This window comes from Enterococcus sp. 4E1_DIV0656 (genome assembly GCF_002140695.1).
Taxonomy (GTDB): domain Bacteria; phylum Bacillota; class Bacilli; order Lactobacillales; family Enterococcaceae; genus Enterococcus_D; species Enterococcus_D entomosocium.
Genome location: NZ_NGLF01000001.1, coordinates 266,190 through 287,801, shown reverse-complemented (window position 1 = coordinate 287,801; position 21,612 = coordinate 266,190). Strand labels below are relative to the sequence as shown.

At 41.3% G+C, this 21,612-nt stretch carries 20 protein-coding genes; 19 read left to right on the top strand and 1 reads right to left on the bottom strand.

Features of this window, described 5'->3' with window-relative positions; translation table 11 throughout:
* The first annotated feature begins 1 nt into the window (after nt 1).
* The 6 genes from A5882_RS01320 (at nt 2) to rbsK (ending at nt 5,853) form a co-directional block, all read left to right on the top strand.
* Entirely contained in the window at nt 2-811 is an 810-nt protein-coding gene (locus A5882_RS01320; RefSeq protein ID WP_086372345.1) for an alpha/beta hydrolase, read from the top strand.
* A 151-nt stretch (nt 812-962) separates the two neighbouring features.
* Nucleotides 963-1,976, top strand: a complete 1,014-nt coding sequence (locus A5882_RS01315; protein WP_008380606.1) for a LacI family DNA-binding transcriptional regulator — start codon at nt 963-965, stop codon at nt 1,974-1,976.
* 140 nt (nt 1,977-2,116) lie between these two features.
* Nucleotides 2,117-3,037 (top strand): ribonucleoside hydrolase RihC, encoded by a 921-nt coding sequence (rihC, locus tag A5882_RS01310; RefSeq protein ID WP_081117921.1) that lies wholly within the window; start codon nt 2,117-2,119, stop codon nt 3,035-3,037.
* Between the two features lie 12 nt (nt 3,038-3,049).
* Nucleotides 3,050-4,420 (top strand): C4-dicarboxylate transporter DcuC, encoded by a 1,371-nt coding sequence (gene dcuC, locus A5882_RS01305; protein WP_086372344.1) that lies wholly within the window; start codon nt 3,050-3,052, stop codon nt 4,418-4,420.
* 4 nt (nt 4,421-4,424) lie between these two features.
* Entirely contained in the window at nt 4,425-4,919 is a 495-nt protein-coding gene (locus tag A5882_RS01300; RefSeq protein ID WP_086297989.1) for a GNAT family N-acetyltransferase, read from the top strand.
* Nucleotides 4,920-4,923: 4 nt separating this feature from the next.
* A complete protein-coding gene (gene rbsK / locus A5882_RS01295) occupies nt 4,924-5,853 on the top strand; it encodes a ribokinase (protein ID WP_086297986.1) in 930 nt (309 codons plus the stop codon).
* Between the two features lie 91 nt (nt 5,854-5,944).
* Here rbsK and A5882_RS01290 read toward each other — a convergent pair whose 3' ends face one another.
* Complete coding sequence (locus A5882_RS01290; protein ID WP_086372343.1) at nt 5,945-7,159, bottom strand: amidohydrolase family protein; 1,215 nt, start codon at nt 7,157-7,159, stop codon at nt 5,945-5,947.
* A 230-nt stretch (nt 7,160-7,389) separates the two neighbouring features.
* On the opposite strand from A5882_RS01290, the gene A5882_RS01285 reads away from it, so the two are divergent.
* The 13 genes from A5882_RS01285 to A5882_RS01225 all read left to right on the top strand — a co-directional run bounded on the left by A5882_RS01285 (nt 7,390) and on the right by A5882_RS01225 (nt 21,562).
* Nucleotides 7,390-7,803 (top strand): RDD family protein, encoded by a 414-nt coding sequence (locus A5882_RS01285; RefSeq protein WP_005234081.1) that lies wholly within the window; start codon nt 7,390-7,392, stop codon nt 7,801-7,803.
* Entirely contained in the window at nt 7,781-8,074 is a 294-nt protein-coding gene (locus tag A5882_RS01280; protein ID WP_005234082.1) for a hypothetical protein, read from the top strand. The genes A5882_RS01285 and A5882_RS01280 overlap by 23 nt, the downstream gene beginning before the upstream one ends.
* Before the next feature lie 50 nt (nt 8,075-8,124).
* A complete protein-coding gene (locus tag A5882_RS01275) occupies nt 8,125-10,452 on the top strand; it encodes a glycoside hydrolase family 65 protein (protein WP_086372342.1) in 2,328 nt (775 codons plus the stop codon).
* An 11-nt stretch (nt 10,453-10,463) separates the two neighbouring features.
* The gene (locus tag A5882_RS01270) at nt 10,464-11,741 is read left to right on the top strand and encodes an extracellular solute-binding protein (RefSeq protein ID WP_005234084.1); all 1,278 of its coding nucleotides are present in this window, start codon (nt 10,464-10,466) and stop codon (nt 11,739-11,741) included.
* A gap of 62 nt (nt 11,742-11,803) precedes the next feature.
* A complete protein-coding gene (locus A5882_RS01265) occupies nt 11,804-12,712 on the top strand; it encodes a carbohydrate ABC transporter permease (protein ID WP_008380619.1) in 909 nt (302 codons plus the stop codon).
* A gap of 5 nt (nt 12,713-12,717) precedes the next feature.
* A complete protein-coding gene (locus A5882_RS01260) occupies nt 12,718-13,554 on the top strand; it encodes a carbohydrate ABC transporter permease (RefSeq protein ID WP_008380621.1) in 837 nt (278 codons plus the stop codon).
* On the top strand, nt 13,541-15,667 hold the full coding sequence (locus A5882_RS01255) for a glycoside hydrolase family 65 protein (RefSeq protein ID WP_016621629.1): 2,127 nt from the start codon (nt 13,541-13,543) through the stop codon (nt 15,665-15,667). Before A5882_RS01260 ends, A5882_RS01255 begins: the two co-directional genes overlap by 14 nt.
* Nucleotides 15,668-15,670: 3 nt before the next feature.
* A complete protein-coding gene (locus tag A5882_RS01250; protein WP_005234088.1) occupies nt 15,671-16,696 on the top strand; it encodes a LacI family DNA-binding transcriptional regulator in 1,026 nt (341 codons plus the stop codon).
* Nucleotides 16,697-16,940: 244 nt separating this feature from the next.
* Nucleotides 16,941-18,821, top strand: a complete 1,881-nt coding sequence (locus A5882_RS01245) for a BglG family transcription antiterminator (protein WP_086372341.1) — start codon at nt 16,941-16,943, stop codon at nt 18,819-18,821.
* A 3-nt stretch (nt 18,822-18,824) separates the two neighbouring features.
* The gene (locus A5882_RS01240; RefSeq protein ID WP_008380628.1) at nt 18,825-19,610 is read left to right on the top strand and encodes a tyrosine-protein phosphatase; all 786 of its coding nucleotides are present in this window, start codon (nt 18,825-18,827) and stop codon (nt 19,608-19,610) included.
* A 15-nt stretch (nt 19,611-19,625) separates the two neighbouring features.
* Nucleotides 19,626-20,891 carry a PTS sugar transporter subunit IIC gene (locus tag A5882_RS01235; RefSeq protein ID WP_086372340.1) on the top strand — a complete coding sequence of 422 codons (1,266 nt, stop codon included), beginning with the start codon at nt 19,626-19,628 and terminating at the stop codon, nt 20,889-20,891.
* A gap of 28 nt (nt 20,892-20,919) precedes the next feature.
* Nucleotides 20,920-21,219 (top strand): PTS sugar transporter subunit IIB, encoded by a 300-nt coding sequence (locus A5882_RS01230; RefSeq protein ID WP_034872120.1) that lies wholly within the window; start codon nt 20,920-20,922, stop codon nt 21,217-21,219.
* Nucleotide 21,220: 1 nt separating this feature from the next.
* Nucleotides 21,221-21,562, top strand: coding sequence for a PTS lactose/cellobiose transporter subunit IIA (locus A5882_RS01225; RefSeq protein WP_086372339.1), 342 nt, complete (start codon nt 21,221-21,223; stop codon nt 21,560-21,562).
* Nucleotides 21,563-21,612 lie beyond the last annotated feature (50 nt).

Below are 21,612 nucleotides of genomic sequence, written 5' to 3'. Positions count from 1 at the left end.
CGTGATACATGAAAAAAGAACCGCACTTTTACCAGAAAGCCAAGCCAGTTTAACCACGTATGTCATGGAAAATTCTCCTGAAATGGAACCAGATCGTGTTCGACCAGCGGTCATCATCTGTCCTGGCGGCGGCTATGAAATGTTGTCTGATCGCGAAGCGGAACCCATCGCCATCAAAATGATGAGCTTTGGTTTCCAAGCCTTTGTGTTGCATTATAGTATCAAACCGGCTGTCTATCCGTTAGCCTTAAAGGAATTGGCGGCTGCCGTTCGTCTTGTGCGCACCAATCATGAGGTCTGGCACGTCGATCCTGAAAAAATCATTGTTGCCGGTTTTTCAGCTGGTGGTCACTTAGCTACTAATCTGGGTGTGTCTTGGCAGCAACCTTTTCTAGCAGAGGCTTTACAAGGAGCCAATGAAGAATGGCGACCTAACGGGTTACTGTTGAGTTATCCGGTCTTATCTAGTGGTGAACTTGGGCACCAAGATTCCTTCCGTTCATTATTAGCAGATCGCTATGAAACAGAAAAAGCCGCTTTGTCTTTAGAGACTTTAGTCAATGAACAGACACCGCCGACGTTTCTTTGGCATACGTTAGAAGATGGATTAGTCTTGGCGGAAAACAGCCTCCTTTTTGCCGAACAGCTGCGCAAATTTAATATACCTTATGAGCTGCACATTTTCCCTCGCGGTGGTCATGGACTAAGTTTAGGAACACCGGAAACCGCCAACGGCAATCAACACGGGATCGAAGCATCGGTTGTCCGTTGGCCAGAATTGTTTGCTGATTGGGTGAGGTGGAACATCTAAGAGGAATTCAAAAAAACAGTATAATCTTTAATCAATCATCTTTGTCTAATTCTCAAATCCGTTTTTTCAGCAGTATAAAAAGGATTTACTGAAAACATAAGATTGAGTGCTTGGTTCATTTACAAAATTAGGAAAGCGAAAGGGGTATTCAGTGAAAGTCAGATTAAAAGACATTGCAAAAGAAGTAGGTGTATCGATCGCAGCCGTTTCTCAAGTGTTAAATGACAAACCGATTCGGATCACAGAAGAAAAAAAACAGCAAATCAAGCGCTTGGCGGCAGAAAACAATTATACGCCGAATGCTGCGGCTAAAAGCCTGGTTTTGAAAAAAACCAATACGATCGGACTGATCATCCCAGATATCAACAATCCTTTTTTTGCCAACTTGGCCAAGGTCTTAGAAGATTTGCTGCGAAAACAGGGGTATCTGCTGATTTTGGTCAACTCAGATGATAAAGTTGACGTTGAGAAGGAATTGATTCAGCTCCTGATTGACCGCAACGTTGATGCGTTGATCATCGCCCTTTCAACCGAATCCTACGCGGATGAGGTACAAACCAAAGAACGATTGAAGAATCTTTCGGTTCCAATCGTTTTGGTTGATAGAGGAATAGATAACTTTGAGGTCGATCAAGTCTTTTATAATAATCGGCATGGGGGATATATTGCTACCAGTGAGCTAATAAAAAAAGGACACAAAAAGATCGGCACGATGATGAACCCTGATAAAAATATCAATTGTGTGTATCGATACCAAGGCTATTTAGATGCGCTGAAGGAATTCAATCTCCAACGAAAAGACAGTTGGCATGTGGTAACAAAGTTCCAATTTGAAGACGCCTATGAAAAAGCAGACATTCTCTTAAAAAACCGAGATGTAACCGGCATTGTTGCTGGCAACGACTTGATTGCATTGGGAATTATGAAGCGTGCCAAAGAACTAGGAATCAAGGTTCCAGAGGATGTTTCGATCGTAGGATACGACAATCTTGTTTTGAATGATCTTTTAGAAGTATCTCTAACGTCTGTGGAACAAGATGTAAATGATTTAGGTGAAAAAACGGTTCTTGCCTTGATGAATGCAATCAGCGGACAGAAGCCACGTTACGTCCAATTGACACCTAGATTGATAAAAAAGAACAGTGTGACTGAAAGAGTTTCCTAGCGAAACTCTTTTTTTACTATTGACAGCGCTTTAAAACGATGTTATTCTTTGTGTGAACATTAGATAAAACGCTTTATCAGATGTTCGCTTTTTTTAGAAAAATGATAAAACGTTTTATCAAAGGTGAGAGGAGAATACGTATGTCAAAAAAAGAAGTCATTATTGATACGGATCCGGGGATCGATGATGCAGTTGCGTTGGGAATTGCTCTATTTAGTGAAGTCTTGGAGGTCAAGTTGATCACGACAGTGGCCGGAAATGTCGGTATTGAACATGTCACCAATAATTTACTGAAACTGCTTTCCTTTTGGAATTTGTCGATTCCAGCAGCACAAGGTGCATCTCAGCCACTAACGCGAGCAGTCAAAGATGCCAGCGATGTTCATGGGGTCACAGGAATGGCCGGCTATTCATTTCCAGAACCAGATCGTTCATTGCTGCTGGAAACTTCAGCTGTGGAAGCGATGTATCAAACGATCAAAAAGAATAAAGAAAAAATCACAATTGTCGCATTAGGTCCTCTAACGAATATTGCTCTTTTGCTTAAGATTTATCCAGAAGTCAAAGAAAAAATCGATGAGATCGTTTTAATGGGCGGAGCCTTAGGTAGAGGAAACTTTGGTGTATTGTCAGAGTTCAATATTGCGATTGACCCCGAGGCTGCAACGATTGTTTTTGAGAGCGGCTTACCACTTTCTGTAGCACCATTAGATGTGGGCGCCAAAGCGCTTGTTTACCCAGAAGACAGCGCAAAAATCAAAGAAATGAATCAAACCGGAGATATGATGGTTCAATTATTCAAAAAATATCGTGGTGGCAGTTTTGGCACGGGGCTGAAAATGTATGACAGTTGCGCGATCGCTTATCTTTTGTGTCCAGAGATGTTCACTGTTCAAGAGACTTTTGTTGCGATCGAAACACAAGGAGCCTACACAGCAGGTGCGACAATTGTCGATCTCAACAATCGTCTGAAGCAGAAAAACAATTGCCGTGTTTGTGTCGATATCGATGAAGCGCTCTTTAAAGAATGGTTTTTACAGGCAATCAGCAAGTGTAAATAGGAGGGGAAAGAAATGATAGAAGCGATTTTAGTACTCGTTGTTTTGGGGATCGTCGGATATTTTATTATTAAGAGTTATAATCCAGCATTGATTTTGATTATTGGGGCACTTGTCTTGCTTTGTGCATCCGTTGCTTTAGGAAATCCGCTTTACCCAGAAGGCGAAGGGACTGGCTTGGCCTTATTCGATATTTTTTTAAAGCTTAAAGATACGATCATCTCTCAAGTAAGTTCTGCTGGTCTAGTGATCATGATCTTATTCGGATATTCAGGTTATATGAATCTCATTGGTGCCAATCAAAAAGCTGTCAATATCCTGGTTCAGCCAATGACCAAAATCAAGTCTAAGGCATTATTTATTCCGATCGTTTTCTTATTAGGGAATTTGATGTCGTTAGTCGTCCCAAGTGCATCTAGTTTGGCAATAATTTTGATGGCAATCCTTTATCCACTGCTTCAAGGGATTGGTATCTCTTCCTTAACAGCAGCCGGTGTTATCGCAATGACTGCCACGATCATGCCGACGCCATTAGGTGCGGATAATGTGATTGCGGCTCAGACATTGAATTACAACATCTTAACTTATGTTCTGTACCATGCGAAAATTTCCATCCCAACATTGCTGATCATGGCCATTGTTCATTACTTTTGGCAAACGTATTGTGATAAAAAAGAAGGCAAAGATGCCTTTGTAGAACTAAAAGAAATTGAAAGTAAGTCAGAAGAAACGGCTGTTCCTGGATTTTATGCAATTTTACCACTCCTTCCTTTGGTGTTGATCATTATCGTTGGTATAATCGGTATATTCAAAGAAGGTGTAACAATGGATATTTTCGTCCTAACGATGATTTCCTTTTTTGTCGCATTACTGATTGAATGTTTGAGAAAGAAATCTTTCAAAATCGCGCACGAAAGTGCAGTGGAACTATTCAAAGGAATGGGACAAGGGTTTAGTCAAGTAGTCATGTTGGTTGTGGGTGGATCATTATTTACCACAGCTATCCAAAGCTTAGGAGTGATTGATTCACTAATGAGTGCGGTAGAAAATTCTCAATCTGCTGGCGTGTTAACGGCATTGATATTCAGCGGCGCAACCGCATTGTTCGGTATTTTGAGTGGCGGAGGATTGGCGATGTTTTACGCTGTGATTGAACTGATTCCCGATATTGCCGCTAAAGCGGGAATTGACGGGATTTTGATCGCCTTGCCAATGCAGATGATCGCCAATCTTGGCAGAACGATCTCACCAGTTGCCGCTGTAATTATGATTGTGTCTTCTTCAATCGACGTCAGCCCTGTTCGGTTACTGAAACGAACCAGCGTTCCAACGATCGTTGGGATTATAGCAGTGGTCATTTTGTCGTTGGTATTGCTCCCTTACTAGAGTCATGAATGAACTACAAAGGGCGTCACGGCAAGAATTAGCAGAGATTTTTCAACTGTTCATCGAAGCAAAGCAGCAGATGAATAGAAGGAAAATCTACCAGTGGACTGATACTTATCCCTCCCTAGAAATCTTAGCGAAGGATATCGAGAAAAAGGAACTGTTGGTGTTGAAGGATGAAAATAAAAACATTGTAAGTGTCGGTGTTTTGTCAGTTGACTCATTGTCAAATTGTAGCAAAGAATATCATGGGATAAGAACGATTCAGCGACTCGTTGCGAGACCATCTCAAGCGGGGCAAGGCTTTGGCCGCCAGTGGATCAGAAGCTGTTTGGAACAACAGTGTGATGAAGGGGAAACACTTCTTTCAATCACAAATCATACCAATCTGCCCATGCAGCGATTATTTGTAAAAACAGGGTTTTTAAAGGTTGGTGAAACGACCATTGAGGGTCGGGAAGCCTTTGGTCCTTTTTATATATTCAAGAGAAATAGGTGATTTTTTGAGTAAGATAACGATTTTAGGTAGTGTGAACATGGATATCGTGATCACGACAACACGAATGCCGAGGATCGGCGAAACGATCATTGGGGAGCAAATTGATTATTTTGTCGGGGGCAAAGGAGCAAATCAAGCAGTGGCAGCTTCTCGTTACGGTGCATCAACAAAATTTTTAGGGAAAATCGGGGAAGATACTTTTGGGGAAAAGGTTCTTCAGCACCTCAGCAGAGAAGCTCTCGATTTATCGGCTGTTTCCCGTGAAAAAAATATGTTCACAGGAATTGCGAGTATTTTTAAATTAGCAGAGGATAATTGTATCACTGTCGTCCCCGGTGCGAATGGACTGATCGATGAAGCCTACGTTCAGCAAACAATCAGTGAACTTTCACAAGGGGATATCTTACTTACTCAACTGGAAATTCCTGTGGAAACAATCAAACAAGCATTGATTCTTGCCAAGAAAAAAGGAGTTCTAACGATTTTGAATCCTGCTCCTTACAATGAAATCGTACCGGAACTCCTGCCGTATATTGATATTTTGACACCAAATGAAACGGAATTTGCCGCTTTGATCGGTAAAGAGGCCATTTTGGAAGACGAAATTGAGCAGGTCATTGCTGATTGGCAAAAAAAATATGCCACGCGAATCGTTGTCACACGAGGAAGCAAAGGGGTAACATTTGTAGAAAAGTCACAAGTTGTGACGATTCCATCGAACAAAGTTTCAGTTGTAGACACTACCGGTGCGGGGGATACCTTTAATGGCATCTTGGCAGCAGCTTTAGGGGAAGAAGCCGATTTTTATGAAGCCGTTTCTATGGCGAATAATGGAGCTAGTCTGTCCGTTCAAAAGCTGGGGGCTCAAACAGGAATGCCACTAAAAAGTGAAATAGAAGAGTTTATGAAGCAGCAGGTTGATTCATTTACCTGAAAGACTATGTACAATTAGCAAACGACTATTCCTGAAAAAAGGCATCTGCGCCTCTAAAAAGAAGCGCAGATGCCTTTTATATAGGTAAGATTTATGCGGTGAAAACAACTGTTCCGTGATAAAAGCTTTTGCTGACGAAGCCTTTACGGGCAACGAATTCTGCCGTACAAGTAGCTGGTGTCAGTAAGAAATCAGCCGAATCACCAACCTTAGGCCATTGCTGCGCACCGTTTTTATCCAATGGGACTTTGCCATCCGTGACTAAACCTAATGCTTGCGTCAAGTCTTCCTGACTTTTGACGGCAAAAATCTCTGAATAGCGGGCCAGTTTTTCTTGTAAAGAACCATCTCCTAGAGAAGACCAAGAATCATAGACGTTGTCGCAACCAATATGAACAGCAACGCCATAGCTTTGCAATTCCTTAAGCGGTGGAATCGTGCCAGGGCTGATGGGAATACTTGAAATGATGTGGATCTCTAAATCTGCTAAGGCTTGAAAGACTTCTTTGCGTTCTGTGCCTTCAAAGTCATTTAGACCAAAGGCGTGACTGATCGCCACATTTCCTTGCATATTGAATTCCTTCGTCAAACGAATCATTTCTTTGACGGTCGCTCTGCCAGCTTCTTGCCGATCGTGAAGATGGAGGTCAATCCCGACATGTCCTTTTTGAGCAAGTTCAAAAGTTGTCCGTAAGGAAGCCTGGTAATCTTGATCGAGTGTATAAGGATCAACACCGCCAATAAAAGATGCTTTGCCCGTTGCTAAGGCTTCTTCAATCAAAGAAGCAGCATTTGAGCGCAATAAGCCATGTTGTGGGAATAAGACCAACTCCGAGCCAAAAGGTTGTTCGGCAACTAATTCGGTAATCGCATCAAAATAACGCAGCTGAGTCATTGGTTCAATATCAATATGTGAGCGGAACATCACCGCACCATGAGGCAGTTCTAAATCGATCAGCGCTTGTCCGCGTTCTTTGATCGATAACGGCAAGGCATCTAATTGGGGAATCTCAGTTTCAAATCGTTCCACCAAGCTAGCTGCCGGCGTTACTGGACGCCAAGGAGTACCTAATTTACTTTTGTCCAAATGACAATGTTTTTCGATCAATCCTGGCAACAATAACTGATTTCCCCCATCAATGATCGTCGCTTCGCTTGATGCCTGCCATTCGGTCATCGGCACGATCTCCGCTATTTTTCCATCATTGATCCCGATTGCTGTATTTTCTGTTTTGGTTCCATAAGACCAATCGCCTTCTTTTAAATAACTCGTCTCAAGTTGTACATTTGTAAGCCATAAATCCAAGAAATCGCCTTCTTTCGTATTTGCTTCATGGTATCACAAGTAAAGCTGGTTCCCAACCAAATCGCTTGCAAAAAAACAGACAATCTAAAACGTTTTAGTATTTACGCGATTTTCCATTAGGAAATCGGAAAAAAATAAAAATTATTTTTTATGAAAACGCTTGAATAGAGGAAAGATGTCTGGTAATATGTGGATGTAACGAAAAGGTTTTCGAAAAAAGGGGGACAAATATGCTGTTACTAAGATTGCTAGCATTTTTGATTGATTGCATGATCATTTTTTTACCAAGTACCATGCTTAGCTATCTCCTAATGGTACCTGCTGGAGTAACGATTGTCTTGCCACAACTTCTCTTTGTGGTCTACAACATGATTTGTTTGAGTAGTTTTGAGGGGAAAACGATTGGCAAACATTTTGCGAAACTCGTTGTTTTTACGAATCAACGTAATTTATTAACTGTAGGAATGAGGGAAGTAGCAAAATTGCTCTACTTTTTACCAATGATCGGTTGGTTGTTTTTCACTGGTTCTTTCTTCCTCTATCTAGGTACGAAAAAAACGTTACACGACATTTTAGGACAAAGTGTAGTGGGGTTCAATAAGAAACAGGGGAATGATCAGTATGAACGAAACCTCCTTCGATGAGTTGTTAACAGGGAATCCTTTATTGGAGATCAATACACAAGCGCTACTTTTGTTAGTTATTTTTGCTTGGGCTAGTGCTAGTCTTATTGCTTGGAAGTGGCGAAACGAATACCAAGCCGCAAAAATAATTAGAGATTATGCTTACTATGCGCCACTCCACTTGATCGTAGGATGGGTGTTTCTTAACGCAGCAATTGTCCTAGTAATTGGTAGTTATTTCATGGGCTTGATTGTACTTTTGTTTCGGTCCAATAACTATTTTTATAAATAAAAAATTTTTGAAAGAAACTAAAACGTTTTCTGAAGAAATAGGAGGAAAAAATGGAGACAGCGATGCAGTATTTAAAAGAAGACCCTTGGAAAATTACGGAAAAGACCTTTGATACAAAATGGTTAGGCAAAGCAGAAGCCATCATGTGTTTGGGCAACGGGTATCTGGGGATGCGCTCTGTGACAGAAGAGAAATATGTTGGCGAAACGCGTAATCTTTTTGTTGCAGGAACCTTTAATAAATTCGACGAAAATGAAGTGACTGAGCTTCCTAATGTGCCGGATATGATTGGAATGGAGCTCCTTTTTGATGGCGAACGATTAGATTTATCAAAAGGCAAATATTCAAACTATTCACGTGTCTTAAATTTGAGAACTGGGGAACTCACGCGCTCCTTTCAATGGAAACATGGTCAGATTAATGTCGAACTGACCTTTAAGCGATGTGTTTCCTTTGCCCAAAAGCATGTGTTTGCGCAACAAGTGCTGGTCGAAAATTTAGGAAAAGAAGTCACGTTGGAAATTATTTCTGGTATTGACGGACAAAAGACAAATAGCGGCTCACAGCATTTTACTGAAGGTGACAAATCATTAACAGAAAATCGTTTCTTACAAATGATGCCAAAGACCACTCAATCTAAGATCGCCTTTGTTCTTTCGACAGCACATAATCTAGAAAAAACAGAAGATTGCTATGATGGAACCAAGAAGCGGATCGAGATGGGAAGACGGAAAATCTACAATCGTTACTGGCAAACCTTGGCACCTAATGAGACGTTGAAGCTTGAGAAGTTCTCTTCTGTTTATACCACGATCGATAAAGAGCATTTAGGAAAGACACCACAAGATTTGAAGAAGATTGCCCTTGAAGAGCTGAAAGAGATTCGCAAAAACGGCTATCAGGAATTAGCAAAAGCTTCAGCAGCGGCATGGGACAAAGAAGTCTGGTCCGTCTTTCCAATCAAAATCAAGACAGAGAACACACTAGATCAATTAGCGATTCATTTTGCAAAATATCATCTACATGTGATGACACCAGCCCATGACGAACGCATGAACATAGGTGCCAAAGGCCTATCTGGGGAAGGGTACAAAGGACATACCTTTTGGGATACAGAGATTTTTATGCTGCCATATTTTACCTTCACACACCCAGAAATCGCCAAAAAATTAGTGACTTATCGCTATTTAGGTTTGGCTGGTGCCCATAAAAAAGCTACTGAGAACGGCTATCAAGGCGCCCAATTTCCGTGGGAAGCTGCTTGGCCTGAAGATGGTGAGACTACGCCAGTTTGGGGCGCTGCGGATATCCTTACGGGCTTACCAACGAAAATTTGGTCAGGATTTATTGAACAGCATATTACCAGCGATGTCACCTACGGCATCAAACAATTTATTGATGTAACGAATGATCAACAATTTGCATGGGAAAAAGGCTATGAAGTGATTTTTGATACGGCGATCTTCTGGGCGAGTCGTTTAGAGTGGTCCGAAGAAAACCAGCGCTTTGAAATTTTAGACGTAGTCGGACCAGATGAATATAAGGAGCATGTCGATAATAATGCTTTCACGAATCATACTGCGCACTGGAACATTCAATTAGCTATTTCATTGTATGAAGAGTTGAAAAAGAACCAGCCAGAACAATTTGCGAAACTAGCTGAAAAATTACCATTAAATGAAGCTTATCAAGAATGGCAAGCAAAAGTAAATGCTATTTATTTACCGCAACCGAATGAAGCGGGAATCATCCCGCAAGATGATACCTATTTGACGAAAAAAGAGATCGATCTCACGAAATATAAAAATGATTCGCAAGTAGGCACACTGTTCCATGAGTATAACTTAGAGCAGGTCAACGAGATGCAAGTTTCGAAACAAGCGGATGTTCTTTTGCTCTTGTTCTTATTTGAGAACCTTTTTCCAAAAGAAGAGAAACGGTTGAATTGGGATTACTATGAGCCGAAAACGTTGCATGATTCTTCCTTATCCTTATCGACACATGCCATCCTCGCTGCTGATATAGGGGAAGTAGCACTTTCTTATGATTTGTTTCAACAAGCAATCAACATTGATATGGGAGAAAATATGCTGTCTTCCAATGAAGGGATTCATGCAGCATCACTCGGCGGTATTTGGCAAATGACGGTCTTCGGCTATGGTGGTGTCCGTTGTTTAGACGGCCAGTTAAGAATCGAACCACATTTACCAAAGGCTTGGGAAGCACTTGAATTTGGTATTATGTGGCACCAACAGCCATTAAAGATTGAGGTCACACAGGAAGGTTTTACGGTCACCAACCATGGGGAGCAAGCGATTGAGTTTATCGCTTTTGATAAGGTTTATCTGCTTGAAGAACAAATCAAAATCACTTTTTAGGGGGAAATAAAATGACTGGATGGAAAAAAGTAGTAGGAACAGGGCTTCTATTGTCTGGAGCAGTGGTGCTGGCAGCTTGTGGGGGAAACGAAGACACCAGTAGTTCGACAGATCAGACGGATTTCACGGGGGATTCGTTAACGATCGGTGTTTGGGGTGGCAACGAGGCAGAAGAAAAATCGTTGGATGAAATGATTCAATCTTTTGAAGAAGCAACGGGTGCTACAGTTGAAAAGAAAGTATATACCGATTATAATACCCAAATTCAAGCTGACATGGCTGGTAGAACGGCACCAGATGTCTTTTACGTGGATGCCTATATGTTCCCATGGTTCTCAGAGAATGGCACACTTGCAGAGCTGGATCCGGCTAATTTTGAAAGTGAGCAGTTTTATGATAGCTTGATCGATGCTTTTACGACTTCGGATGGACAACTGCAGGCTGTTCCCAAAGATATGTCAACTTTAGCACTCTATTTCAATACAGCGATTTTTGAAGAAGCGGGTGTGTCGATCGATGAAGTGCCAGACACACTTGAAGCGTATGTTGAGTGGCTGCCGTCGTTCCAAGAAAAAATCAATGAGGCGTATGGTGACGGAAATGTTTTTGCCATGAGCTATAACCAAGATATGGCTCGCAACTATCATCTTGCAACGCGTGAAAATGCTCAACCAATCAATGAAGATGGGACGGCTAATTTGGCTGATCCAGCAGTAGTTGATAATCTTTCGATTTTAAAAGAGTTGGTCGATACGAAAGCAGCTGTTACACCGCAAGATATCGGAACAGGTTGGAACGGCGAAGCTTTTGGTTCTGGAAAAATTGCGATCATGGATGAAGGAAACTGGGTGTATGAGACACTTAAGACAGAATTTCCTGATATTCCTTTTGTTGTGAAAGAAATGCCAACGTATAAAGGAACGGAAGGGTCAATGATGTTTTCTGTCGGTTGGGGAAAATATGTTGGGACTGAAAAAAGTGCCTTGGCAGATAAATGGATTCAACACGCTACTGGTCAAAGCGGTATGCAAGCATGGGTTGAAGGAACCGGGACATTACCTAGTCGTCAAGATGTAGCAGATGCGGCCAAAATCACAGAAAACAGTGACTTGAATGTTCACCTAGAGGCTTGGGATTATGCAACGATTTGGCAAAAGGGCACCACTTTAGATACGATCAACAAAGCCTATCAAAACTTTTTACCGAATGCTTTAAATGGAAACATGACCTTTGAAGAAGCAATGGAAGCTGCTGATGAACAAGCGAACGCAGATATTACAGCAAACTAGTCTGAATTTGAACGAGGGAGAGGAACTCCTCTCTCTTTTCTTTTGGGAAAGGTGACAACATGATGGAACGAAAAAAAACTAACTATACAAAAAGCCAATGGCAAGAAATCCGACAAGCGTGGCTCTTTCTGGCTCCAGCAATCATTGTCGTAGGAATCTTTTTCGTCTTAGCTGTTCTCTTTGCTTTTTATCTATCTTTCAACGACGTCAATTTGTTTACCAATACATTTTCTTTTAAAGGGATAGAAAACTATTTACGTATCTTCACCGATCAAAAAGCGCGAATCGCTCTTAGAAATACGGCCACGTTTGCCTTGGTCGTCGTTCCGTTACAAACGATTTTTGCTTTGATTATCGCGTATATTTTAAGCAGCAAAGGAATCAAGGGGAAGAAACTGTTTCGGATGGTTTATTTTTTGCCAACTTTAACTTCTAGTTCAGCATTGACGATCATCTTTATGTTTATTTTTAATATTTACGGTCCAGTCAATGACTTATTTATGAATTTAGGATTTTACTCAGAACCAATCAATTTTTTACAAGAACCGGCCTATGCGTTGAAAGTGATTATGGTAATGAATATCTGGTCGACCGTGCCTTATTATATGACGATCTATTTGGCTTCTTTAGTTGATCTGCCTCATTCTTTGTACGAAGCAGCAGAGATCGATGGTGCGACAACCGTGGATAAATTACGGTATATCACGATTCCTTATCTACGCCCAATCACTACCTATGTACTGCTGACGGGGATCATTGGTACCTTTCAGATGTTTGACCAGGCGTATATCTTCTCGAACGGATCAGGGGGACCCAACAATTCGACTCTGACCTTGTCACTAATGATTTACCAATACGCCTTTGGACAAATGAACACGATGGGGTATGCGGCAGCATTAGCGATCGTTTTAGCAATTATTATCTTTATCACGTCACTTTTAGCAGAAAAATTGAACAAAGAAAGAGGGTAACGTCCGTGAGAGGAAAAGAGAAAACAAAAATTTTAAAGATCTTGCTCTATACGATCTTGATTCTTTATGCAGTACTGACCTTTTATCCTTTTGTCTGGGCAATTGCTGCATCTTTCAAACCCTATAGAGAAATTGTTTCTGGGGATATGAGTTTGATCCCCAATGAGTTTACTTTAGACAATTTTCGATATGTCTTGGGGCGCTCTTCTTTGTTTATGCGCTGGTTTCTAAACTCCGTGACTATATCCGTTATTGGAACGACCATCAATATTTTATTAAATACGATGGCAGGTTATGCCTTAGCAAGATTAAATTTTCCGGGGCGTGAACGAATTTACTATGGATTTTTGGCATTGATGATGGTGCCAGCTCAGGTTTTGTTGATTCCAAATTACTTAATCTTGATGAATCTAGGAATGTTAGATAGTTTTTCAGCGTTGATTTTACCAGCTGCGATCAACATCGGGAATATCTTTATGATGCGTCAATTCTTTTTATCTTTTCCAAAAGATGTGGAAGAAGCTGCGGCAATCGATGGTCTCGGCAGATTTCAAACATTCTTTCGTATCGTGATGCCATTAGCAAAACCATCCATCGCAACACAAGCTGTCTTTATTTTTATGGGCTTTTGGAATGAATTCATGAAACCAATGCTCTATTTGACCACACCAAGTAAATATACTTTGACTCTAGGGTTGCAGACTTTCCAAAGTCGAAATGGTGGTGTACGATGGGATCAGACGATGGCGGCAAGTGTGATCACGATCATTCCCATTGTGATCATTTACTTGCTGTTCAACAAATATTTCTTACAAGGAGTGCGAATGGATGGCGAAAAATGATTCATTTAAAGTAAGAGCACAGGAACTTTCTCATCAAACCCCTGAATACTTAGAAACATTGTTTGCAGTTGGCAATGGTCAAATTGGCGTGCGGGCAGGGCATCCTTTAAAAGTTAATGAGCTTTACGGGGGAAATCCGGGCTCCTTTGTTAACGGTTTTTTTGATAGTGAGCCGATTCAATACGGTGAATGGGCATACGGCTATGCCAAAGAGCATCAGACGATCATCAAGCTGCCGAATCTAAGAGGCGTACGTTTACAGATTGGTGACGAGGACTCTAGTGCTTCAGAATGGCAAGTAAAGCCTATACAAATGACTTTGGATTTGGAAAAAGGCGTGTTGGATGAATCCTATAAAGTAGTAACGCCACTAGGTAAAACTTTTGAATTGGTGATGCAGTCGTTTGCCTCTATGACACGAAGTGAACTCTACGTCTGTCAGTATCAAATTAAGAACACCAATTTCTCAGAGCCAATTTCCATGACACATCCGTTAGAACAAAAAGCAGCAATTGTTCAAACAGATGATCCTCGGGTTGCCAGTAAAGCACATCACTTACGAAAAGCTGATTATCAGGATTATGCGATTTGGACTGCTGAAAATAGTCAACGAAGTATAGCAATTCGAGTGATCAATGGCGAAAAGCAATTACAAGCAGAGGAAACGCTTACGACGGTTTTCCAAATGAAACTACTTGAAGATAATCAAAATCACGAAACACCTTTTAACCAAGAGTTAGCCGATTTTGAAGTTCTCTTGCAAGAGCAGCAACAAAGTTATCAGCAATTTTGGGCGGCAAGTGATATCCAAATCGAAGGAGATCCAGTTCTTCAAAAAGGCATTCGGTTCAATTTGTTTCATTTGAATCAAGGTGCGGGGCGAGACGGCAGAACAAATTTCGCAGCCAAAGGATTGACTGGCGAGGGATATGAAGGGCATTACTTCTGGGATACGGAAATGTATCTGTTGCCGTTTTTTATTTTCACGAACCCTGAAATAGCCAAGGCATTGCTTTCCTATCGCGGGAAGATCTTGCCGCAAGCCAAACAACGGGCGCAGGAGCTAAGCCAAGAGGGTGCTTTGTTTGCTTGGCGAACAATTGATGGAAATGAGACGAGTGCTTATTATCCAGCGGGAACTGCCCAAGTCCATATCAATGCGGATATCGTTTATGCATTCCAATTGTATGAACGAGTGACTGGCGACCAGGCATTCATCGAAACGGTTGGCAGTGAAGTTGTTTTTGAAACGGCGAAATTCTGGTTGAGCTATGGCGATCTAGTAGAAAAAGAGGGCAAACTTGCCTTTTGCATCAATGGAGTGACTGGACCTGATGAGTACAGTGCCCTTGTTAATAATAATTTTTATACGAATAAAATGGTTCAAAATAATCTATATTATGCCATTGAGTTAGCACAGCGGTATGGTAAATACCAAGAAACAATTAGTGCTTGGCAGCAAGCAGCCGACTTAATGTACTTTGGTTACGATGAACAGCGAGGGATTACGAAGCAAGACGATGGATTCTTAGAACAAGCAGTCTGGCCATTTGAAACTACACCTGCTGAAAAGTATCCTCTCCTGCTGCATTATCATCCAATGGTCATCTACAAACATCAAGTCTGTAAGCAAGCCGATACGGTTTTGGCCCAAATGCTCTATACAGGAGACTTCAGTCTTGAGCAATTAAAAAAAGATTATGACTATTACGAACAAGTGACGACGCATGATTCCTCCTTGTCTCGTTCTATTTTTAGCGTGATGGCGAGTCGAATTGGGGATTCTGAAAAAGCCTATCGTTATTTTATGGATACGGCTTTGATGGATTTAACGGATCTCCAAAAAAATGTTGTCGATGGCATTCACGCAGCAAATATGGGGGGAAGCTGGCTGAGCTTGATTTACGGTTTTGCAGGGTTGTATTACGATCAAGGCCTGCGATTAGCGAATCATTTGCCACAGAAAATAAAAGAACTAAAATTTACGCTCTTTTATCAAGGAGAACCTGTTAAAATCAGTTTAAAGGATCGCGATATTGACTGTCAGTTAGCGGAGACAACCCAATTGCTCGCTACGAAGGCTGATGGTGGTATTTGGATAAAGGAGAGATAGCAAATGCGAACAACGATTCGCGATGTGGCAAAGGCAGCCGGTGTATCAATAGCGACTGTATCCAAAGTTTTTAACGGGTATAGTGATATCAACCAACAAACCAAGCAAGAAATTTTAAAAATAGCGAAAGAATTAGACTATTCCCCAAACATGGCAGCAAGGACACTGTCTTCGAAGAAACAACAAACCATCGCCTTGATTTTAAATGAGTTGAATTTCAACCGAAAATCAACGATGCCTTTGGAAGTGTTGAACGGGGTCTATCGTTATACGGATCAGTCAGATTTTGAGTTTGTCTTTTATGGGACAAGTACTGAGAAACAAAAGCAAAAGACGTTTAGTCAGTTCTGCAATGAGCACAATATCACTGGTGTAGTGATCCAAGGGTTAAAAACCACCGATCCTTACTACCAGGAAGTACAGCAAACCTCTTTGCCGACAGTTCTGATTGATATGGAAATCGACAATCCTAAGATCGGCTTGGTTTCGATTGACAATGAAAAAGCGGCGCAAGAAGCTGTGGATTTTTTGATTGCCAATAATCATCGACAAATTGGCATGATCAACGGGAGTCGTGATGCCAATGTCAGTGAACTTAGAGAAAAAGGCTACCGCGCTTCTTTGGCAGCGCATGGCTTGTTAGTGAATGAGTCGTATATCCAGTACGCCAACTATGAAGAAGAAATTGCCTATTTGATTTGTAAAAATCTGTTAGAAAATAATCAAGAAATCACTGCACTGTTCTGTGCTAGTGATATTATGGCAATCGGAGCGATACGAGGAATCAAAGACATGGGCTTGCGGGTTCCTGAAGATATTTCGGTCATCGGGTTCGATGATATTATTTTGGCTAGCTACGTAACGCCTGAATTAACAACCGTTGCCCAAGATATGGAACGAATCGGTTATGAAGCAGCTGAATTACTAGCAGACATCATCACCAATCAAGCAGAAACGAGCCATCGAAAAATTAGTCCCCATCAATTAAAAGTGCGACAGTCGGTAGAGAAAATCAGCGAGGTTCGCTAAATAAAAAAGACATGACCTTCATTGAGTGAAGATCATGTCTTTTTTTGTGGAGAAGAAAACTCAAACAAATTGGTCGGTCATATGTGGCAACAACAAAGTGAAAGTCACGACCATTCGTTTTTTTGATAAGAAGCAAAGCACAAGGCAAGCAACTTCTTGTAGAAATTTCCCTTAATGAAAGGGAAGATATACCTATGGAGGTTGCTTGGGTTTGACTCTAAACTAGTAAGCGAGGGAGAGAGAGATGGAAAAATTAAGCCTATTGTTGTTAAGAACACTTTCGGAGCATGACGGTTTTATGACGAGTAAAGCGGCTGCTGCCGAGTTGGGTGTTAGCAGAAAAACCGTTCGCCGTTATGCAGAAGAAATCAACCAGCATCAAGAACGATACGGTTGTATGATTCAAGCGAAAAAAGGGAGTGGGTTGTATTTACAAATAACGAACGAAGAAGCTTTTCAGCGAAGGAAAGAACAAGCGTCCCACAATGACGACTTTGTTTCTAGAATTATTGAATTCTTTATTCAAGAAGAAACGTATATTAAATCCGAAATGCTTTGCGAACGCTTATTCATTTCTCAGAGTAAGCTATCTCAAGAATTGAAAAAGCTGCGACGGATACTAAGCCATTACCAGCTCTCCATTCAAACGAAGCCGTATTACGGAATGAAACTTAGCGGTAGCGAATTTGACTTGAGACGGTTTATGGCTAGTAATTATTTGCAAAGAACCCATATCAAGCAGTTAGAAGAGGGCACAATCAGCGAAGATACACCGTCGCTTCTTCACCAGCAGATAAAAGCGATCGTTTCGACGGAGTTTTCGCAAAAAGCCTACCCCATGTCGGAGGCTATTTTGAACAATCTGGTGAATCATTTAGCGATCGCTGTCTTACGCATGCAAAGCGGCCGCTACTTAGATCGAAACCTACCGATCAGCGGCAGGACCAATGATGAGCAGACATTACTAGGAGAGCGAATCATCGCCAGAATTGAAAAAGAGTGTGCTGTACATTTTACCGAATACGAGCGAAATTATATTTTAGGGCAAATCGTTGGCAAACGAGTAGTCCCTAGAAATGAAAAGATGACTGTTTCAGATGAAGCAGCAGAATTGGTCAGCAAAATTTTAAAAGCGATCAAGGAAAGCCGCCAAATCGATTTCAGCAAAGACTTGGATCTGCAAACGATGTTGATGTTGCACTTTGCTCCGCTGATCGATCGGATCGAATTGGGGATCGAGCTGAAAAATCCTTTGTTGAATGAGGTGAAGGTACACTGTAATGTCGCTTATGATTTAGCCATCATTGCCGGTCAAGTCATTGCAAAGCAATTTGAAAAGACCATCAGTGATCATGAACTCAGCTATTTGGCGATGCACTTTGATGTGGCTTTAAATAAGAAAAATTCGCAAACACAGCGCAAGTATATTTTAGTGGTCAATGACCTAGGCCGAGCGGCCAATACCTTCCTTAAAGAGAAATTTGAGTTTTATTTTCGCAATTATATCAAGAAAGTCACGGTATGCAATCCATATGAATTTTTGCAAATGATCGAAGAGCAGGAGTTCGATTTTATCTTTTCTTCGATTCCACTTCCTTACGAAGGAACGATTCCTGTTATGAGTGTTGATTATTTTATGCAACCGGATATGATCAAAAAGATCGAAGCCGCATTGGCCGCTGTCTTCACAGAAGAAGTGCTTTTGAACTACTTTAAGGAATCGTTATTCATCTGTGAACATGAATTTGAAACAAAAGAAGCGGTGTTGCATTTTTTATGCCAACAAATCAAAGAACAGTATTCAATGCCTGAGAATTTTGAAACGTTGGTTTTTGAACGAGAAGCCTTTTTTGGAACCGATTTCTTACCGTCAGTCGCTTTCCCTCATCCCAATGCGCTGATTGGTGCAGAAACGGTGATTGCCGTTGCAAACTTGAAAAAGCCAGTGTTCTGGTACAAACAGACGGTTCGTCTCGTTTTCTTATTAGTGATTGCTGAACAAGATCACTTAAAAGTGAAACCGCTGAATGATCATTTGATCAAACAATGTTCTTCGTTGGATAAAGTAAACAAACTAGCTGCGACAACGGACTTTATGACGTTCATTAATTATTTAAAGGAGTAGTGTATGACAAATGAAAAAGTAACCTTAGAAGGTGCGTATAATTTTCGCGATTTTGGCGGCTATCGGACCAAAGAGGGCAAATACGTAGTGACTGGAAAACTATACCGCTCAGACGAATTGAGCAAATTGACAGAAGCTGATCAGAAAAAATTAGCAGCTCTGGGAATTGAGAAAATTATTGACTACCGCAATGCCCAAGAAAGAGCAGACAATGAAGACAAACCCATTGGGAATGCTCAGATACTTTATTTGACGCCAATTGCTGATATTGCTGCTTTAGCTTCTTCAGAAGAAGGGGAGCCAATGGCGCTTTCTGCAGAAAAAATCACCGCCGAAGTTGCAAAAGAATTGATGATTCGGCAAAATTATGAATTTGTTGAAAACAGTCAATGCAAGACCGTTTTCAAAGAAGTATTGGCCATTCATTTGGAAGCTGAAGGTGCAGTGGTTCAGCACTGCCGTGGTGGCAAAGACCGCACCGGGTATGGCGTTGCCCTGATTCAGTTACTGTTGGGTGTCAGTTATGAAGAGGTCATGGAAGATTACCTGCTGACCAACGAGTACAAAAGGGAGAAAAATACCAAGAGTCTCAAGCAGATACAAGAAGAAACGAACAACCCCGATTTTGTGGCAGCAATGCGATACTTCAAAGAAGCTGATCGGTGTTTTTTACAAACCGCTTTGGATTTGATTGAGGCTCATGGGGGGATTGAAACATATGTAAAAGAAGAACTGGGTTTTTCACAGCAGAAAATCCAGCTACTTAAAGATAAATACTTGCGGGATTAAGTGAAGGAGGACCTTATGAATACACTGAAAGATAAAATACTAGCTGCAGCCGTTCAAGTACAAAACAATATTTATATGAAAGCCATTGCCAATGCAATGATGGGCTTAATGCCCGTCATGATGATCAGTTCCATTGCTTCCTTGATCAATGCGATCGACATTGGGGCAACGCAACAGATAATGGAACAAATTGGTGTGAAAGCATTATTAACCCAAGTCAACGCGATGACGATCGATGTCGTTTCCGTTTATGTCGCCTTTCTAGTTGGCTATAAATTAGCCGAGCATTTAAATGCGGATCAACTAAATGCCGGTATCATGAGTTTGGTATCATTTTTGATCTTGAGTCCGATTTCGACTTTAGAAGAAACCCGTACGATGGAGTTGTCGACCCTTGGCTCCGGTGGGATGTTTGTCGCCATGTTTGGCGGATTGTTGGGTGCCAGAATTTACATTTTATGTGTACAGAAGAATTTGATGATCAAAATGCCGGATTCGGTACCGCCGATCGTCAACAAATCCTTTGCAGCGATCGTGCCAGCAATTATTGTTTCAGCCATTATGGGCATCATTTACGTGGGTATGGCGGCAACTCCTTACGGCACACTGACAGATATGATCTATACTTGGGTACAAGCTCCATTGACCTTATTAGGAGCGAATATTTTTGCTTGTATGATCATTGTGGCGTTTATCGAATTTCTTTGGTTCTTTGGCATTCACGGAGTGTTGGCTGTTTATCCGATCTTGATGTTGGTCTTTTACCAACCAGGGCTTGATAATCTGGCGGCGTACAGTGCCGGCCAAGCATTACCACATCTGTTTACGATTGGGTTTATTTTGAACAATCGCGGGGCTCGTTCATTTGCAGTCGCTTTACTGGCTATTTTTGGCTGCAAATCAGAGCAACTAAAAGCTGTTGGTAAAATTGGATTGATCCCTTCCATGTTTGGTATTTCTGAGCCAATCAAATTTGGGATTCCTCAGGTGATGAATATCAGAATGCTGCTTCCCTTGATGGTAACACCGGCTGTTTCCGTGTTGTCAGCATATCTCTTAACAATTGTCGGCTTTTTGCCTTATCACAATGGAGTCAATATCCCGACTGGCTTTCCGATTATTTTCGGTGGCTTCTTAGTGAATGGCTGGCAAGGGATCATTGCACAATTGATTCAATTTGTCTTATGTGTCATCATCTACATCCCTTTTATGCGTCTGCAAGACAAAGCAGCACTAGCTGAAGAAAAGAATCTGCAAACCCAAGCGGCAGTCGTTGAGTAACAAATAACGAGAAAATGGAGGAAAAATGATGAAAAAAATAGTGTTAGTTTGCGCTGGCGGCATGTCTACTGGCGTCTTAGTAAATAATATGAAGAAAGCAGCGCAAGAAAAAGGAGAAGCGGTGGCGATCGATGCGTTCTCCATTGAATCGGTCACGACTGCAGCAAAAGATGCTGATTGCGTACTGTTAGGACCGCAAGTTTCTTACCGATTAAATGAAGTCCAAGGCTTAGTTGCTTGTCCAGCAGCCAGTATCGACATGCGCACCTATGGCATGATGGATGGAAAAAAAGCATTGGAACAAGCACTTGAACTAATAGGAGAGTAGAATGGAAGAAAAAGAACAAATTTGTTTTCAGATTATCTCGCAAGCGGGTATGGCAAGAAGTTGCTTTTTTGAAAGTATTCAAAAAGGAAGAGAAGCCCAGAATCTGGCTGCACTGCAAGCAATCGAAAAAGGAAAAGAACACTATCATGAAGCCCATTTGGCACATTGGAAGTTAGTTCAACAAGAAGCTCAAGGGGACAAAGTTTGGATGTCCTTACTATTAAGTCATGCGGAAGATCTTTTGATGAGCGCAGACATCATGAGTGAGCTTGCAAAAGAGTTTCAAGGGTTGTATGAAGAAATTCAGGCAATTAAGCAAACGATTCAGTCTACTGGCTCCTAGCCGAAAATCGCAATAAGAAAAAGAAACGAAGTGTCAGTCTTTTGACAATA

Bases quoted from the DNA above. Each gene is read 5' to 3' on its own strand.
- A5882_RS01245 (WP_086372341.1), top strand. From the start codon at position 16,941: ATGGAAAAATTAAGCCTATTGTTGTTAAGAACACTTTCGGAGCATGAC.
- A5882_RS01235 (WP_086372340.1), top strand. From the start codon at position 19,626: ATGAATACACTGAAAGATAAAATACTAGCTGCAGCCGTTCAAGTACAA.
- A5882_RS01285 (WP_005234081.1), top strand. From the start codon at position 7,390: ATGCTGTTACTAAGATTGCTAGCATTTTTGATTGATTGCATGATCATT.
- A5882_RS01265 (WP_008380619.1), top strand. From the start codon at position 11,804: ATGGAACGAAAAAAAACTAACTATACAAAAAGCCAATGGCAAGAAATC.
- A5882_RS01255 (WP_016621629.1), top strand. From the start codon at position 13,541: ATGGCGAAAAATGATTCATTTAAAGTAAGAGCACAGGAACTTTCTCAT.
- A5882_RS01270 (WP_005234084.1), top strand. From the start codon at position 10,464: ATGACTGGATGGAAAAAAGTAGTAGGAACAGGGCTTCTATTGTCTGGA.
- rihC (WP_081117921.1), top strand. From the start codon at position 2,117: ATGTCAAAAAAAGAAGTCATTATTGATACGGATCCGGGGATCGATGAT.
- A5882_RS01230 (WP_034872120.1), top strand. From the start codon at position 20,920: ATGAAAAAAATAGTGTTAGTTTGCGCTGGCGGCATGTCTACTGGCGTC.
- dcuC (WP_086372344.1), top strand. From the start codon at position 3,050: ATGATAGAAGCGATTTTAGTACTCGTTGTTTTGGGGATCGTCGGATAT.
- A5882_RS01240 (WP_008380628.1), top strand. From the start codon at position 18,825: ATGACAAATGAAAAAGTAACCTTAGAAGGTGCGTATAATTTTCGCGAT.
- A5882_RS01225 (WP_086372339.1), top strand. From the start codon at position 21,221: ATGGAAGAAAAAGAACAAATTTGTTTTCAGATTATCTCGCAAGCGGGT.
- A5882_RS01250 (WP_005234088.1), top strand. From the start codon at position 15,671: ATGCGAACAACGATTCGCGATGTGGCAAAGGCAGCCGGTGTATCAATA.
- A5882_RS01280 (WP_005234082.1), top strand. From the start codon at position 7,781: ATGAACGAAACCTCCTTCGATGAGTTGTTAACAGGGAATCCTTTATTG.
- A5882_RS01300 (WP_086297989.1), top strand. From the start codon at position 4,425: ATGAATGAACTACAAAGGGCGTCACGGCAAGAATTAGCAGAGATTTTT.
- A5882_RS01275 (WP_086372342.1), top strand. From the start codon at position 8,125: ATGGAGACAGCGATGCAGTATTTAAAAGAAGACCCTTGGAAAATTACG.